Raw genomic sequence first — 16854 nt, forward strand, 5'->3', positions numbered from 1 at the left:
CCTCGCGCTCTCCGGGGCTGGAGGGACTTAGCCGCAACGCCGAAAACACAGGAGGGCGCATGGACGAGAACGTGGACGTGCTGGTGATCGGCGCGGGACCGGTGGGTCTGACCCTGGCGATAGCCCTGCGGCGCTTGCTGCTGCGCGTGCGGATCGTGGACCAGGCGGCGGGCCCCAATCGCGAGGCGCGGGCCGACGTGGTCTTTCCCCGAGCCGGCGAGGCGCTCGGCACGCTCGGCGTCGGCGAGACGATACGGCGACACGCCTACGAGATGCGGAGCGTGAACTTCTACGGCGACGGGCGACATCTGGGCTGCTTCACCGCCGGACGGTTCGAATCGGACTACCCGTACGCGATGACGATCGAGCAGCACGACATCGAACGGCTGCTCGCCGAGGAGTTGACCGGACTCGGCGTCGATGTCGAATGGCGAACCGAGGTCACCGATGTGCGCCAACGGGACGACCACGCCCTCACGACGCTGCGACTGCCCACCGGCGTCACCGAGATGGCGCTGACGCCGTGGGTGGTCGCCTGCGACGGCCGCGGCAGCACCGTCCGGACCCGGCTGGGCATCCCCTTCGGCGGGAAGCGCCGCGCGAACATGCAGGTGGTCCAGGGCAACGTGGTGCCGGCCTGGCCGCTGCGCGACCGGCCGGGCCAGGGCTACATCTTCCTCGGCGCCAGGTGCACGGTGCTCGCCTTTCCCACCCCCGGTCAGGGTTATCGGGTCTTCTGCATCCGGGACGACCCCGAACCGGACCGCACGCAACCGCCGACGATGGGGGAACTGCGCGACCTGGTCGCGGACACCGCCGGCATCCCAGGGCTGCGGCTCGACCCGACGGAGTCCGGCTGGCTGAGCCGGGCGCGCTTCTCCGACCGCGTCGCCGCCGAGTTCCGTCGCGGCCGGGTGTTGCTCGCCGGCGACGCGGCGCACGCGTGGGCGCCCGTCGGCGGGCACGGGATGAACGTCGGCATGCTCGGCGCGCACAATCTGGCCTGGAAGCTCGCCGCGGTGCACCGCCGGCAGGCGAACGACGCCCTGCTCGACTCCTACGACGTCGAGCAGCGAGCCCTCGCCCGTGCGGTGATCCGTGACATGAGGCGCAACATCACGGAGGTCCTGCTGCCGGAACCCCTGCACCGACTGCGAACCGCCGTCCTGCGCGCCGCTCTGCCGTGGTCCCTCTTCCAGCGACGGGTGGAGTGGTTGATGAGCGACTTCGGCCGGAGCCATCGCGACAGTCCGCTGTCGCGGCAGAAAGGCCGGCGCATCGGGAGCCAGTGCCGTGCGGGTGATCGAATCCCCGATGTCTTCGTCACGCGCGAGGCCGGCGGGCAGCCCGTGGGACTGCATCGGCTGCTGGGGTACGACCACTGGACGTTGCTGCTGGCCGTGGCCCGAGCGGAGCCGGCCGTCGTCCGGCGGCTCCAGCAGGTGTGCGCCGACTACCCGGCGGCGATCGACATCGTGCCGATCGCCTCAGTGGACCGGTCCTCCGCACGCCACCTGGCCGGCGTCCAGCACCTCATGCTCGTCCGGCCGGACGGGCACGTCGGACTGGTCGCGCCGCTGGACGACGTCGGCGCGCTCCGCGACTACCTGGCCGCGTTCCTCGTCCCACGCGATCCCGGACCGGACCACGCCGCGCAGTGACGTCGTCGCCGGGACATCGTCGCCGGCACGGGAGGCGACCAACCCGTCGCCGGTGTGGTTCTCCTCCGCGTCGTGCGGCGCGGGAGGAGGGTAAGAGCCGAGGCGTGTTCCGTGGATCACCGCCATCATCCCCGGGACACGCCCCGGCGCGGCGTCGGACGCCGAGGACGGACACTTCCGTCCCGTCGCACCGGACAGTAGTGGCCGACGAGCCAACCCGAGTGATCCTCCACAACAGCGCGGCCCACTCGGGCCGAACCCACAACTTCCAGTGCCAGCAAGGTGTCCTTGTCCAACTCCGACGACGGAGTACGATCTACTCCAGGAGTGGTTCCGCGTCATCGTGGCCGGAGGTAGTCTCCCTTCCCACCACGAATCCAGCGTTCCTGCCGGATACGGGGACCGTCAGCCGCCACGTCGGGAGCCGTCACATGGCTGCCGGTTCACCGGCCCGGCCGGGGCTGGCGACGAACCGCGTCCGACACCGGCTGGACGTGGGTGCTGTGCGGCGCAAGGGAGGTGTGATGAAGTCAGGCTTTCTGCACCAGGGCTGCATCTACGGCAGCGATGCGGAATTCCTGTCGATGGCGGTCCCGTTCGTGCAGGACGGCCTGCGCCGGAACGAACCGGTGCTGGTCACCACGACGGCGGCGAACCTGGACCTGTTGCAGGGCGCGCTGGGCACACAGGCGAGCGACGTCGACTACGCCGAGTCCGCGTACTTCGGCCGCCGGCCGCCGCAGCGAGCCACCGCGTTCCAGCGCTACTGGACGCGCCACCGGCCGGCCGCGCCGCGCGGCGCCGTGCGCATTCTCGCCGAGCCGATCTGGTTCGGCCGGTCCCGGCGCGAGGTGGCCGCGTGGAAGCGAATGGAGGCGGGCCTGAACGTGGTGCTCGCCGACACCACGATCTGGATGATCTGCCCGTACGACACCAGGGTCGTCGACGCCGCGATCGTCGAGGATGCCCTCCGCACCCATCCCGAGTGCGTTGCCGGGTGCCAGGCCGAGCCCAGCGCGCAGTTCGTCACGCCCGCGGAGTTCGCGAAGCGGCAGGCGCCGCCGCCGAGACTCCCGTGGGACGACGCCGACGTCGTCCGGTTCGACGGCGACCTCGCCGCGACCCGCCGGCACGTTCTCGACGAGGCCACGCGACTGCTGCAGGCAGAGGACAGCGAGGCGATGTTCTCCATCGCGGTCGGTGAGGCGATGGCGTACCTGCACCAGCGGGGAATCGAGTGGGTGACGGCGTGGGTGCGGCTGGCGGCCGGCCGGGTGGTGTGCACGGTGCACAGCGCGCAGCCGCTCGACGACCTCCCCCCGTTCGTCGGCTTCCGCACTCCGGCGCTGTGCGAGCAGACCGGCGAGGGGCTGTGGCTGACCAACCAGATCTGCGAGTGGCTCGACATCAGCTCGGACGACTCCGGGTGCACCATCGAACTCGCCGTGCCGGGCCCGCACCACGCCGAGGAGCACCACGTCGACTGACGGCGGGCTGCCCCGGCGCGCCACCGGACAGCCATGACCCCGGCGGCGCGCGGCGGGCACGGCCACCGAGTTCCGGCATGAACAGAAGATGACCATTGCCGATTCCGCTCAGCGGTCACGAATTCGACGCCGCCGCCAGCGGGGACCGTCCGGATCGCGCTGCCCGCGAGGACGGCCGAGGAGCCGGTCGAGCACAGCCGGATTGCCGGACCACGCCGCGAAGAGAACCTCGCGGGCGACCCTGCGGCCGACATAGCGCAGGGCGACGACAAGGACGATGACATTGTCCAGCAACCCGATCACCGGCACGAAGTCCGGGATCACGTTGATCCCCGAGAGCGTGTACAGGCCGGCGAACGCCAGCACGAATCGGGCCCGGCGGGGCACTCGCGGGTCCCGCCGCAATGCGAATACGGCCCGCACGCAGCACGGCACGAAGCGCGCGACCTCCTTCGCCAGCCCCGGTGGCAGCAACCACGCCACCAGGGCGAGCACCAGGCAGGACACGCCGAGCCCGAGCACGGTCACAGCTGTCCCGAGAACCCATCCCACCATGGCGCACCGACCCCGAGCTTCCACTTTCCGCAGGATCTTCCGAAACAGCCCACGAAATGCTCGGCACGCAAAGTCGGGCATATTGTGGCCATTGGCGTGTGATGGCCAGCAGGCGCGGAACTAGCCAGCCGTCGCGACCTTCGACGAGAAAACCCTCGCAAAGATCACCTGCGCCACGCGGACGGCGATGATCTCAAGGAGAATCATCGCCGCCTTCGCGACGACAACCGCAAGGAAGTCAGCCATCGGATTTTCCTCTCCTACACCCGATCCTCCAGGTCAAACGTCCGAAGAATAGGGTGCCCCGCTGTACTGCCGTGGAGTCACAGCTTTCCAGCAGGTTAAGAGAGGGTTATCCGGCGGCCTCGATCGCACGCCTGTCCGTCGTGCGCGGCGACCGCAGCGCCAGGCTGACCAGAGCGGCCGCCACCGACGTGCCGACGGCGATGGTCCAGCCGTGCGGCCACAGCGGACGAGAGCCGAAGAAGTGGCTGACCCCTGGTGTCTGCACGATCGCCGCCAGCACGGCGTACGACAGGACGGTGGCCGCGAGCACGAGCCGGTCCCGGCGGCCGGCCGCGAGCGTCTGTCCGAGCTGCGCTCCCACCAGCGCGACCAACGCCGCCGTGTTGGCCTGGTTGCGAGTGCCGGTGAATCGACCCAGCAGCCACGCGGCACTGGTCGCCGCCGTGGTGATGGTGGCGCGGCGGTAGATGTCGCGGGTGAGCGACGGTCCCAGCGAGGCGTCCGGCCCCTCCGCGAGCAGCACCTCGGTGGTGGCGCCGGGCGGCGGTCGCAGCGCGATCGCCATGGCGGGCAACACGTCCGTCAACACGTTGATCAACAGCAGCTGGCGCGCGTTGAGCGTCTCCGCCGCGCTGATCAGGCCGGTGCCGACGGTGAAGGCGATCTCGCTGAGGTTGCCGCCGAGCGGAATGGCCACCGCGTCGCGGACCGACGCCCACATCGCGCGGCCCTCGACGATGGCGGCCGTGATCGTCTCCATCCGGTCGTCGGTGATCACGACGTCCGCGGCGTGCCGCGCCGCCGGCGTGGCGTGCCGGCCCAGTGCCATGCCGACATCGGCCAATCGGATGGCCGGTGCGTCGTTCGCCCCGTCACCGGTGACGGCGACGACCCGGCCCGCGGTGCGCAGCACCCGGACGATGCGGGCCTTCTGGGCCGGGCTCACCCGGGCGAACACGGTGATGTCCGGCAGCTGGCGGGCAAGTTCGGCGTCGTCGACGGCGTCCAGTTCCGAGCCGGTCATGATCCGGTCGCCGTTGACCACGTTGAGTTCCGTCCCGATGGCCTCCGCGGTGTCGGGATGGTCGCCGGTGATCATGACCACCCGCACGCCCGCCTGCCGCAGCTGCTCGACCGCGTGCAGGGCGGTCGGTCGGACCGGATCCGCCAGGGCGAGCAGACCGGTCAGGCACAGGCCGCGCACCCGGTCGTCGTCGAGACCGTTGCCGTCCGACGCGGCGTGCTCGGCAACGGCGAGCACCCGGTACCCGCTGCTGGCCAGCCGCGTCACTTCCTGGCTGAACCGCTGATGGGCCTCGTCGTCGAACGGCCGCATGCGGTCGCCGTCCTCGGGTTGGCGCCAGTGGCTGCAGCGCGCGAACACGATCTCCGGCGCGCCCTTGACGCTGACGAGCAGTCCCTGCTCGTCGTGCCCCAGGACGGCGTGGAATCCCCGCGCCGGCTCGAACGGCATCGACTCGACCAGTTCCCAGCTGGCAGCTCCTTCGGTCGTGCTCACCCCGGCGCCGAGCGCGCCTTCGACGACCGCGCGATCGGTGGGATGCGCGAGCGGCCGGTTCTCGTCGGGCTCCGGACTGGCCCGCAGGGCGGCGCGGACCACTCGGCGCAGCGCCGGCGTGAGGTCGTCCGCCGGGCGGTCGGTGAACCCGTCGCTGACGCGGTGCAGCCGGATCCGTCCCTCGGTGAGCGTCCCGGTCTTGTCGAAGCACAGCACGTCGACCCGGCCGAGAGCCTCCATTGTGGACGGATTGCGCACGAGGGCGCCGTGCCGCGAAAGCCGACGGGCGGCGGCGAGTTGCGCGACGGTGGCCACGAAGGGCAGTCCCTCCGGCACTGCCGCCACCGCCAGGCTCACGGCCCGTCCCAACGCCTGGGCGACGGGACGGCCACGCAGCACGTCGATGCCCAACAGCGTCGCGCCGGCGCCGACGGAGATCGGCAGTGCCAGTCGCACCAGCGAGTTCAGCCTGGTGTGCACGCCACCGGACCGTGGCCCGTCGCCCATCAGGGTGGTCCGGCCGATCTCGGTGTCGGTGCCGACGGCGGTGACAACCGCGACCGCCGAACCGGCCGCGACCACCGTTCCCTGGTAGAGCATGCAGTGCCGGTCCGCGATCACCCGGGCCGGTGCGACGTCGACGGTCTTGCCGACCACCTGGGACTCGCCGGTCAGGCTCGACTCGTCGACCTCCAGGTCCTGCGCGACCAGCAGTCGGCAGTCGGCGGGCACGGCGTCACCCGCGTCGAGCTCGACCACGTCGCCCACCACGAGCTGGTCCGGCGACTGCTCCACCCGCTGTTCACCCCGCCGCAGCCGGGTCTGCATCGCCACGGCTTCGGTCAGCCGGTGCAGTGCGCGGTCGGCTCCCAGTCGCTGGGTGCCGCCCACGAGCGCGTTCACCCCCAGCACTCCCACGATCAGGATCGTGTCGATCATCGACCCGACGGTCCAGGACAGCGCCGCGCTGCCGGCCAGCACCGGCGTCACCGGGTTGTCCAGCTCCTCCAGGTAGGTCTCGACGACACCGCCGGTCCGCTGCACCGCCTCCTGGTCCGGCCGGCCCTGTCGACGCCGTGCGGCCTCCTCGGCGTCCAGCCCGTCGGGCGACGTCCCGAGCCGGTCGAGCACGACGTCCGTCGGCATGGCGTGCCACGGGGTGCGGGTCACCGGCACAGGCGCGGGCATGCGCATCGGCCGGGTGCCCCACCACGTGCCGGCGGCCATCGCCAGCAGCGCCGCGACCTGGACCGCGACCTGGGCACGGACGGCCGCGCTCCGCGGCGGTCCCAACATCGAGAGCAGGCCGCCGGCGGTCGCGCCCGCGATGGCCATCTGGGCACTGCGTCGGCTGGCCTTTCGCGCGAAGGGCACGGACTGCATCAGCAGACACGCCTCGCCAAGACTGGGTCCGCAGAGCACCGAGGAACCCCAGGGCGGCGGCGTGTCCGCGCGGATGATCCCGATGCCCACGTCGGCGGCGGCCAGACCGTCCGGGCGGACGGCCGAGACGACCGCCACGACGTGGCCGTCAGCCTGAAGTGTCCGCACGGAGGACGCCAATTCCACGTCACCGGGCACCCACCCGTCGACATCGAGCCGCTTCTCCAGCGCGCCGTTCGAGCCGGCGACCACGACGGCGCCGGCGCCCTGCGCCGCCGACACCAGCGCCTCGGCCAACGGATCGAGCTCGGTGACCACGCTGACCAGCGCCACGACCTCAGCGCCGCGCCGAAGTGCCAGCGCGAGAGCGCCCCGTGCCGTCCATTCACGCACCTGGGCGTCCGCGCCGAGCGCGTCGTCGGCGACCGGCACGACTGACCACCCGTCGCGCTCCCGACGGACGTCCGGGGCCGACAGGTCGACCACTTCATGCGCACGCGCGTGCAACTCGTCCAGTGTGATGCTCGTGTCGACCGGCACGATCTCGTCGATGATCTGCTCGCCGGTCCCCAGGATCGCCGCGTCGAGCACCACCGTGTCGACGCGGTCCAGCCGCCGCAGCGCATCCGGGTCGACCACGAGGACATGTCGCCGTGCTATGCCGCGACCGAGTTGTCCGGCGAACGCCTCCCTGCCCATGCGCGCCGCACGCGGTGCGCTGGCGACCAGCACGCCCAGCGCGCGCTGCCGGTTGCCGAGGAACGTGACGCCCGCACCGGCCGTGCCGAACGACGTCACGACGTCAGCGACCCGGTCGGCCGCGCCGGCCGGTAGCGGCACCGGACGCGGTGCGCGGTCGAGCGGCGGGGTGTCGTATGCGCCCTCACGGTCGGCCAGCGCTCGGTGCCACTGCTCCCAACTGCGTCGCCGGGCCAGCCCTTCCATGATCAGGGAACCGCGATGGCAGGCGTCGTTGATCAATAGCAGCGGGACCTGGGCCATGGCGTTGGCCACGGACCCGGTGAGCGCGAACAGCGCGTCGGCCGCCGGACGGCCCACCACGCCTTCCACGTAGCCGTGCACGCGGGGCGAGAAGTCGGCGACGGCGACGAGCGCGGAGAAAGTCGTGGGCGTTCTGGGGAGCGGAAGCAGTCGGCCCGCGAGCGCGTAGGGCAGGCCGACGAGATCGACGCCGAGCGCGACCGCCTCCGTCACCAGCCCACCGGCGGCGCCGGGAAACCGCTCGCGTTCCGCACGCGGGACGGCACGCATCGCGTGTGTCTGCTCGACCTCGTGGATCATCCGCACGAGGTCGTCGACCTTGACCTTGTAGTGGTCGAACGTGACCATCGCCCACCCCAGCGCGGCGTTGACCTCGGCGGTGCGCACACCGTACGACTCGGTCAGGCGCTTCACGAGTTCGTGGGCCGCGTCTTCCGTGCCGGGTCGGTCAATGCCGTGGATCTCGATATAGGCACGGTCGCGGACGACACGGACGCGACGGTCGAAGCCGGTCGGCAGGTATGCCCGAGCGGTCGCGACCGTGTCGCCGGCAATCTTCGACGCCAAGCGGAACAGTTGAGGAAATGGCATGGCTATTCCGCTGACTTTCCTGGCCTCGCCGGCTTTTCCGGCTTTTCCGGCACCGGGGCGTCCGACTCTTTGTCGTGCTCGTCCTTACGCCGGAAGGTCCGGTGCACCACGATCATTCCGGCCGCCGCGATCATGACCACCGGCCACTCGACGATCGCGAACACAGCGAGCGCCCCGAGACCGGCGTAGTACGCCAAATGAGTGGGCGGTGGCAGGGCCTCGCGCACCTTGCGCACGGTGGCCTGCATCTCCTGACCGCCGATCGACATGGGAAAATCAGGCTGCCGCCACTGCACCGTGGCAAACGGAAGGGTCATGGTCCCCGTCCGCGGACCCCCGCCCTCCGGCGCGTGCTTTTCCACTTCCTGACCAGCGGCTCCGGTTTCCCGCCCCTTGCTCGAAGAGCGCGCCCCCTTTGCTTCCACTGTCGACATCGCCTCTCCCGTTCGAATTTCCCAAACTTCAGGTAAATACGAAACCTACAGGCGTTGACAGGAAGGCAACGGGGCCATCTGTGGCGCATCATCGCCACTGACGCGATCACGCCCGGGGGCAGCACCCCAGGACGGTCTCCTCCCACCGCCGCGAGTTGCGGTGTCAGGGGCCGTGGAAGTGGCCTCTTAACGGAACTCGACCGCGCTCTTACGGTCCAAGAACGGAGGCGCCGACGACAGGACCAGGGAGACGGCAAGGACAAGACCGGCCGCTGAAAGCAGGTATCTCCCATGCAAAATCGACGAGTGAATGCGCGCACATGGTCGGCACTTGTCGTCGGATTGCTGGTCGGCCTGACCGCCGGAGGAGCGGCGGCAGGTTCCAGGACCGCCATCGCCACCGCCGCGGAACAGACCACGGTCGCCCGCCCGGCTGACGCGAACCCACACGCCGTGGCGAGTCCGGCGGGAACCATTCGAATCAGCTCCGGCCGATCCGCGACATGCCAGTGGACTCAGTACTCCACCGATGGAATCACGATGCAGGTGGACACTTCTGCCACGGCGTGCGCCAACGGTTGGCACGTCCAGTGGATCGGAAGCGAGTAGGCCAGTCCAGCTGTTCACTGTGGACTGTCAGGCGCGGCAGGTCGCCGACGCCGTGCTGGCGGTCTGCGTCGAGCGCACGCCGCGAGTCGACGCCTGGCGTGTTTTCGACACTGACGTCATATTGTGAGGATCCCGCGATTTGGCCCCTCGCGTCGGCGATGTGGACGCCGCATGCTGGAGTTTGCCGCCCCGCAGCGCAGTCGGTGGATGCCGGGCGGTGCGAGTGTAGACAGCGGACGCGCAGGAGGAGGTCTGACCGGCAGGCGGTCTCCCGTTGCCGTCACGTCATGACCGACTCACCGGGAGACCGCCACTGCCGGGCGTAGTGCTCGAACACGGCAGGTGGTCCGACACCGGTGTGGCTGCCCGTTGGACCGGCGGCCGCCGGTCCCTGACATGTCCCCCTCAGGTGTCAGGGACCGTGCCGTCGCCATCAGCAGTCACCCGCCAGCGCCCGTTCGACCTCATCGAGCCCGGCGACGACCACCACTCGGCCCGCACCGGGCGGCGCGCCGCCCGCCTTCACCTCCCGTCCGGTGACCAGCAGAACCGTGGTTTCCGAGCGGTCGACCAGGCCGCGTTCGACGGCACATGCCAGCCCGCCGAGCGCCGCCGCCCCAGCGGGTTCGGCGCCTACTCCCGCCCGCTCGGCCAACGTCGCCACCGCGTTCAGCAGTGCGCTTTCGGTGACCGCCACCATGGAACCGCCGCTTCGGCGCACCGCGTCCAGCACCGCGTCACCGATGGCTGGGCGCACCACCGCGATGCCGTCGGCCACCGTTCCCGCGGGATTCAGCTCCGCCGGGCCCGCGGGCACCCCGAACCAGGCGCGCACCAACGGCTGGCAGCACTCGGCCTGGATGCCGATCAGGCGCGGCCGCCGGGTGGCGAGGCCACAGCTGACGAGTTCGGCGAAGCCCTTGTCGAGCGCCACCAACGTGGGACCGTCGCCGACCGGGACGATCATCGCGTCCGGGAGCCGGCGGCCGAGCTGTTCCCACACCTCGAACGCCACTGTCTTCTTCGCCTCGATGGTGAACGGGTTGGCGCCGGTGTTGCGGTCGAGCCAACCGAATACGCGCGCGGCGGCCCGAGACAGGTCGACGGCGGCCGCGTAACCCTCGGGCACCCGGAAGACCCGCGCGCCGGCCTGCGTCATGAGCGCGAGCTTCTCCGGTTGGCAGTCGGTGGACACGAAGATGACGGCCCGCATCCCGGCGGCCGCGGCGCCGAAGGCGGTGGCCACGGCCGCGTTGCCGGTGGAGGCGGTCGTGATCGTGCCCACCCCGCGCCGCAGCCCGTCCTCGATCACGAGGGCGGTGGCACGGTCCTTGTTGGACGCACTCGGGTTCCGCGTCTCGTCCTTGATCCACAGGCGCGGCGTGCCCAATGTCCTTCTGAGCGCCGGCACGGACAACAGCGGCGTGCCGCCGATCGGCATCGGGTACCGCACCGGACCGTCGGGAATCGGCAGCAGCTTCCGGTAACGCCACATCGTGAACGACTGCGGGGGTTGACCCCCTATCAGTGCTGAGCTGTAGTCATATTGCAGCCACTCACAACCCGCTCGATCGACCGACCCAGTCACGCCACCCATGTGGCAGCCCTCCATACGTCATGCCGAGCGCGAACCCGCGGTCAGCTCCTCGGAACCGAGCACGTCGTCGCCGTAGAGATCCTGCAGCCAATTGGTCTGGTAGACGGTGTCGAGGTAGCGCTCGCCGAGATCCGGTGCGACCGCCACCGCGGTGAGTCCGCACGTGTCGTAACGGGACAGCCATTCCGCAGCGCCGCTGACCACCGTGCCGGTGGAACCGCCGAACAGGAATCCGTTTCTGGCCAGGCGATGGCAGGCGCGGATGGTGTCCGCCTCCTCGACGTGCACCACATCATCCACATAGGACTCGTCGAGCAGCGGCGGGCGGACGCTCGTGCCCAGGCCCGGAATCATTCTGCGGCGAGGCGCGCCGCCGAAGGTCACCGAGCCGACGCTGTCCACCGCGACGATCCGCACCCGTCGGCGCCACTGCCGGAAGTAGCGCGCGCAGCCCATCAGGGTCCCCGTGGTGCCCGCGCCGACGAACAGCACGTCCAGCCCGGGGAACTGGCGGGCGATCGCCGGCGCCGTCCGGCGGTAGTGCGCCCGCCAGTTGGCCGGATTGGCGTACTGGTTGAGCCACACGTACCGGTCGTCGGAGTCGCACAGCGCCTGGACATGGGCGATGCGCGCGCCGAGGAAACCGCCGACGGGATCCGGCTCGGCGATGACGTGCACCTGGCTGCCCAGTGCCTCCATCATGCGTCTGGTCGACAGGTTGCACCGGGAGTCGGTCACGCACAGGAACCCGTACCCCTTGCTCGCCGCGATCATGCTCAGCGCGACGCCCAGGTTCCCGGACGAGGACTCGACCAGGACCGACCCGGGCCGCAGGAGTCCGTCCCGCTCCGCGGCCGCCACCATCTCGATCGCCGGCTTCAACTTGATCGAGCCGGCGAAATTGAAGCCCTCGCACTTCAGATACAGCGGGCGCCCGACGATCGACCGAAGGTCGACGTAGAGGCTCTCCTCGTTGAAGTCCGCAGGCCCGGATATGACCGACACTCTTGCCCCCTCGTCCGCGGCCGGTGGTCCGGCCGCTCATCCATACCGACGCAGCTCGTGGAAGAAGTCGTCGACGACGTGCAACTCGCCGCTGCGCGCCACCTCGTCGTAGACGTGCCTGCCCACCGCGAGGTCGAGCACGCCGAGACCGAAGGGCGAGAACACCAGCGGCCGATCCGCCGGTGCCGCCACCCGGCCGGCCATCACGTCGCCCAACGTGCCGTGCAGGAAGTCCCGGTTGCCGGTGAGCTGTTCGGCCAGGTGCGGCGATGTGTTGGCCTTCAAGCAGTGTTCGACGTCGTCGACGATGTTGGTCGCGGCGAGCACGATCTCCGGCGCGAGGTCGCGCAGCGACACGTGCAGCACCAACGGGTTGTGCTCGAACCACGACGGGTCGCCGACATGCGGCTGACCGGCGATGGTGGCGAAGACCACCAGGTCGCTGGCGCGGAGCAGTTGTTCGGCGCCGGCGTGCACGGTGATCCGCCCGGCAGCGCCGGACCGCTCCAGGTGACCGCGGAAGCCGGCCACGCTGTCGGCGGACAGGTCGTGCACGCCGATCTCGTCGAACGACCAGCCGGTGGCTGCCAGGTACGTGTGGATGTAGCGGGCGATCAGACCCGTCCCGAAGAACCCGACGCGCGTCGGACGCCGTCGGCCGCGGCTGAGCCAGTCGGCCGCCGACGCCGCCAACGCGGCCGTCCTGGTGGCGCTGATGATCGAGCCTTCCAAGCACGCGAACGGGTAGCCCGTGTCGTGGTCGTTGAGAATCAGCACGGCCGAGGCCCTCGGGAGGCCGGCCGGCACGTTCTCCGGAAAGCTGGAGATCCACTTCAGGCCGTCCACCCCTGCCTGCCCGCCGAGCGAGGCGGGCAGCGCGATGATCCGGGAGGACGGGCGGTCGGGGAAGCGGAGGAAATAGGACGGCGGGTTCACCGAATCACCGGCGCTGTGCAACCGATAGGCGTCCTCGACCAACTCCACGATCTGCTTCTCGCGTCCCCGCAGCGCGCTGCCGACCTGGGCGCCGGAGATCACCGCGAACGACGGCATGGCCCTGGACCCCGCAGCTGTGGCCCCACTGCTGGTCATCCGGCGGTCACCGCCACGGTCGGCGAGCAGTCCGCCAGGCGCACCGCGTCGGCCATCGCGACGAGCACTTCCCGTGGTCCCTCGAAGGGCTCCCGGCCGTGCGCGGTGCGGATGTTGTCGACGACCATCAGGTCGCCGGCCTGCCACGGCTCGCGCACGGTGTCGTCCTGGTAGACCTCGTTGAGCAGCTGTATGACGTCTTCGCCGATGGGGTCGCCGTTGCCGAAGCTGGTGTTGAACGGCAGCGCGTCGGCGCCGTAGACGTCGACCAGGTACTCCCGCACCTCGGGGGCCAGCGTCCACTCGCTGAGGAACGCGATCTGGTTGAACCAGCAACGCCTGCCGGTGACCGGATGATGCACGATGGCGCTGCGGTGCTGTCGGGTGCGCAGTCCACCGTCGGGTTGCCACTCGAAGTCAATCGCGTTGGCGCGGCAGTACTTCTCGACGGCCGCCCGGTCGTCGGTGCCGAACGCCTGAGCCAAGGACGCCCCGATCTCGTCGTTGTAGTTGCGGGTGAGCAGCCAGCCCTCCCATCTGAACCGCTCGGCCAACTCCGTGGGCAGCGCGTCGAGCACGGTCGGCGAGTCGGCCGTCACGGTCGCGCCGCCGGTGGCGGGCGCCTGCAGGCACGCGAACAGCATCAGGCCGGGGAATTCCAGCAGGTAGCTCAGTTCGTGATGCATGCACATCTGCTGGTTCGGCGGCCACTTCGAGGCCGAGTACACGCCGTCGGAGTAGGCCCGCCTCGGCGCGAAGGACTCCCGTTCGGTCATCAGGCCGGTGGCCAGGCGGCGAAAGACGGCGTTCGCCTCCGCCTCGTCACGCAGCGTCAGGCCGCGGACCAGGACCGAGCCGTGCTCGGTGACGATGGCGCGCACCGCATCCCGGTGCTCGGCCACCCAGCTCGTCGCGTCGCCGGTGGCCTCCGCCCGCAGTATCGGCGGTTTGCCGGGTCGCAGGTCCACATCGAGGAGCGACACTGGCGGGGATGAGGACGACATCTCTGGTTCCTTTCAGTGTTTCTTGCCGCGCGTTCCGCGCGGGGCTCGGCCCCTTCGGGGCCGGTGCCTTCCTTAGCCGGTTTTAGCCCGCCGCATCAGCAAAGTGGTGGGGCGCGTCGGGTGGCGGCGGCCGAAATCCGGCGACAGTCCAGGCACCGGCGGGGCCTCGCGGAATCGGGGGGGTGGTATTCACCGGGAATCCAGTAGCCCGGCCAGATCAGCCAGGATCGGGTGCCGGGTGAGGTCGGCGGGAGACACCGCGCGGTCCAGGGCGATCGCCAGCCGCACCGCCGACAGCGACGTGCCGCCGCGGTCGAAGAAGTGGTCCCGCCGGCCGATCTGGTCGGCGCGGACGCCGAGCACCTTCGCCCATGCGGCCGCCAGCCGCCGCTCGGTCGGCGTGCACGGCGCCTGGTGGGTCTGCTCGGCGCCGTCACGGCCGTCGAGTTCTCCGGCGAGTGCGGTCAGCGTGCTCCTGTCGATCTTGCCGTTGCCGGTCAGCGGCAGCTTTTCCCGCCAGTGGAAGGCCGCGGGGACCATGTAGCCCGGCAGCGACTGCGCCAGCCGGTCACGCAGGACGTCGGTTTCCAGCGGCCGCCGGCCGGAGTAGAAGGCCACCAGGCGCTTGCTCCGGTCCGCCCGCTCGGCGACCACCACCGCGCCGTCGCGGACACCGGGCGCCCGTGACAGGGCGTTCTCGATCTCGCCGATCTCGATCCGGAAGCCGGAGATCTTGACCTGGTTGTCCCGGCGGCCGAGGAATTCCAGCTTGCCCTCCGGCTGCCAGCGGCCGTAGTCGCCGCTGCGGCAGAGCCGCTCGCCCGCGCGATGCGGATCCGCCATGAAGACCGCGCGGGTGCGCTCGGGGTCGTTGACGTAGCCGCGGCCGACGCAGACTCCGGAGAAGGCGATCACGCCGGGCGCGCCCAGCGGCACCGGTGCCAGGTGTTCGTCGACGACGTAGACGTGGACGTTGTCGATGGGGCGGCCGAGCGGGACCCGTTCCCGGTCCGGCGCCTGGTCCATGACCTCGTGCACGGCGTCGTCGGAGGTCTCGGTCAGTCCGTAGGTGTTGACCAGCTTGATCTTCGGCTGGGCCGCGAACCAGCGGTGCACGAGCTCCTTCTTCAGGAAGTCACCGGTGGGCGACACGGTGTGCAGGTCCGGCAGTTCGCGCGGGTGCCGCTCCAAATAGGACAGGACGACGTCCAGGTAGGACGGCACGACCTGGAGCACCGCGGCCTGGCCGTCGACGATCGTGTCGACGAACCGTTCGACGTCCAGGATGGCCTCCTGCTCGACCAGCAGGGTCCGGCCGCCGACCAGGAGCGCGGCGACCAGTTGCCACACCGAGATGTCGAAGCACTGCGGTCCGGTCTGCGGGACCACCTCCCCCTCGCCGAGCTCCAGGTCGGCGATCTTGGCGTAGATGTGGTTGAGCATGCCCGCGTGCTCGCACATCGCCCCCTTGGGCGTACCGGTGGAACCCGAGGTGAACAGGACGTACGCGAGTTGGTCCGGCGCGACGGTCACGCCGAGGTCCTCGTCGGCGTGGTACTCCGCGTAGGCCGTGTCGACGCGGAGCACCCGAACGCCCGACATGGTGTCGAGGGCGGCGTCGAGCGTGGTGGTGCTGCCGCGTTCGGTCAGCACGAGACCGCACTCGGCAAGGGAGAGTGCGGTCGCGATGCGACCGGCCGGGAAGTGCGGCTCGATGGGCAGGTACACGCCGCCGGCCTTGAAGATCCCGAGGACGGCGGCCATCCAGTCCAGGTTGCGCTCGGTCACCACCGCGACGACGCCCTCGCGGCGCAGGCCTCGCACCAGCAGTGCCCGTCCCAGTTGGTTGGCACGGGCGTTGAGCTCCCGGTAGGTCCACTGCCGGTCGCCGTGCACGGCCGCGATCGCATCCGGGTGCGTCCGCACCCGCTCCTCGAACAGCTCGTGCACCCGGCGGTCCGGCAGCTCTCGGCGAGATCCGGCAAGCCCTTCGAGCTGGCAGCGCAGTTCTTCGTCGGAAAGCAGGCTCTGCCGGCGGTGCTCGGCGTCCGGATCGGCGGCGATCAGCGCGAGCGCGCGGCGGTGGTAGCCGGCGATCCTGGCGGCACAGTCGGCGTCGAGCACGTCGGTCCGGTACCGCAGCCGCAGTTCGAGTTGACCGTTGTGCCACGAAAATCCCACCCACAGCACGGTGTCCGGCGCGAGGTCACCGCCGATGCCGGCCGGATCGAACACCACCTCGAACGGCGGCCCGGTCAGGCCCAACTCGCGGCCGAGCTCGTCGATCGGAAAGTCCTTGTGCGGCAGCAGTTCCCACGTGACGCGATGGGCGTCCCGCACCATGGCCCGCCACGAGTCGGGCTCGGTCGTCGGCCGGCAGGGCAGCGGCCGTCCACCCACCGCGGGCACCCAGCCGGTCGCGACCTCGCGCTCGCCGGTCAGCGCGGCGAGCACCTTGGCGTGCGCCGCCAGCAGCACCGAGCCCAGCGACACCGCCCACCCGTCCGCCAGCCCGTACAACGCCGTCACGAGTTGGTCGGGGATTGTCGAGCAGTGCTCGGCAATGCCCGGCACCGGGTCTAGGGTCCACCGCGGGATCGCGGTGAATCCGCCGGCACTGAGCACACCACGCCAGAACTCCGCTGACGTGTTCATCGGCATTCTCCTCC

11 protein-coding genes are annotated in these 16854 nt (G+C 70.5%); 2 read left to right on the top strand and 9 right to left on the bottom strand.

What is annotated here, in order from left to right; all coding sequences use genetic code 11:
* Positions 1–59: 59 nt before the first annotated feature.
* On the top strand, positions 60–1661 hold the full coding sequence (locus JJ691_RS32515) for an FAD-dependent monooxygenase (RefSeq protein WP_211763404.1): 1602 nt from the start codon (positions 60–62) through the stop codon (positions 1659–1661).
* A gap of 524 nt (positions 1662–2185) precedes the next feature.
* A complete protein-coding gene (locus JJ691_RS32520; protein ID WP_211763405.1) occupies positions 2186–3148 on the top strand; it encodes an MEDS domain-containing protein in 963 nt (320 codons plus the stop codon).
* 108 nt (positions 3149–3256) lie between these two features.
* Here the strand turns inward: JJ691_RS32520 and JJ691_RS32525 are convergent, their stop codons facing one another.
* From JJ691_RS32525 to JJ691_RS32560, 9 genes are all read right to left on the bottom strand, one after another.
* On the bottom strand, positions 3257–3703 hold the full coding sequence (locus JJ691_RS32525) for a YkvA family protein (protein WP_211763406.1): 447 nt from the start codon (positions 3701–3703) through the stop codon (positions 3257–3259).
* Positions 3704–3823: 120 nt separating this feature from the next.
* Positions 3824–3949, bottom strand: a complete 126-nt coding sequence (locus JJ691_RS52970) for a hypothetical protein (RefSeq protein WP_256449311.1) — start codon at positions 3947–3949, stop codon at positions 3824–3826.
* 106 nt (positions 3950–4055) lie between these two features.
* Entirely contained in the window at positions 4056–8420 is a 4365-nt protein-coding gene (locus JJ691_RS32530) for a cation-translocating P-type ATPase (RefSeq protein WP_211763407.1), read from the bottom strand.
* A gap of 26 nt (positions 8421–8446) precedes the next feature.
* Positions 8447–8761 carry a hypothetical protein gene (locus JJ691_RS32535; protein WP_211763408.1) on the bottom strand — a complete coding sequence of 105 codons (315 nt, stop codon included), beginning with the start codon at positions 8759–8761 and terminating at the stop codon, positions 8447–8449.
* Between the two features lie 1159 nt (positions 8762–9920).
* Positions 9921–10982 carry a threonine synthase gene (locus tag JJ691_RS32540; RefSeq protein WP_249227157.1) on the bottom strand — a complete coding sequence of 354 codons (1062 nt, stop codon included), beginning with the start codon at positions 10980–10982 and terminating at the stop codon, positions 9921–9923.
* A gap of 120 nt (positions 10983–11102) precedes the next feature.
* On the bottom strand, positions 11103–12089 hold the full coding sequence (gene sbnA / locus JJ691_RS32545) for a 2,3-diaminopropionate biosynthesis protein SbnA (RefSeq protein WP_211763409.1): 987 nt from the start codon (positions 12087–12089) through the stop codon (positions 11103–11105).
* A gap of 36 nt (positions 12090–12125) precedes the next feature.
* Positions 12126–13142 carry a 2,3-diaminopropionate biosynthesis protein SbnB gene (sbnB, locus tag JJ691_RS32550; protein WP_442912491.1) on the bottom strand — a complete coding sequence of 339 codons (1017 nt, stop codon included), beginning with the start codon at positions 13140–13142 and terminating at the stop codon, positions 12126–12128.
* Positions 13143–13177: 35 nt separating this feature from the next.
* Entirely contained in the window at positions 13178–14185 is a 1008-nt protein-coding gene (locus tag JJ691_RS32555) for a TauD/TfdA family dioxygenase (protein WP_211763411.1), read from the bottom strand.
* Between the two features lie 189 nt (positions 14186–14374).
* The gene (locus JJ691_RS32560) at positions 14375–16840 is read right to left on the bottom strand and encodes a non-ribosomal peptide synthetase (RefSeq protein ID WP_249227158.1); all 2466 of its coding nucleotides are present in this window, start codon (positions 16838–16840) and stop codon (positions 14375–14377) included.
* Between the last annotated feature and the right edge of the window lie 14 nt (positions 16841–16854).

Origin of the sequence: Kutzneria sp. CA-103260 (genome assembly GCF_018263855.1) — a bacterium.
GTDB lineage: Bacteria > Actinomycetota > Actinomycetes > Mycobacteriales > Pseudonocardiaceae > Kutzneria.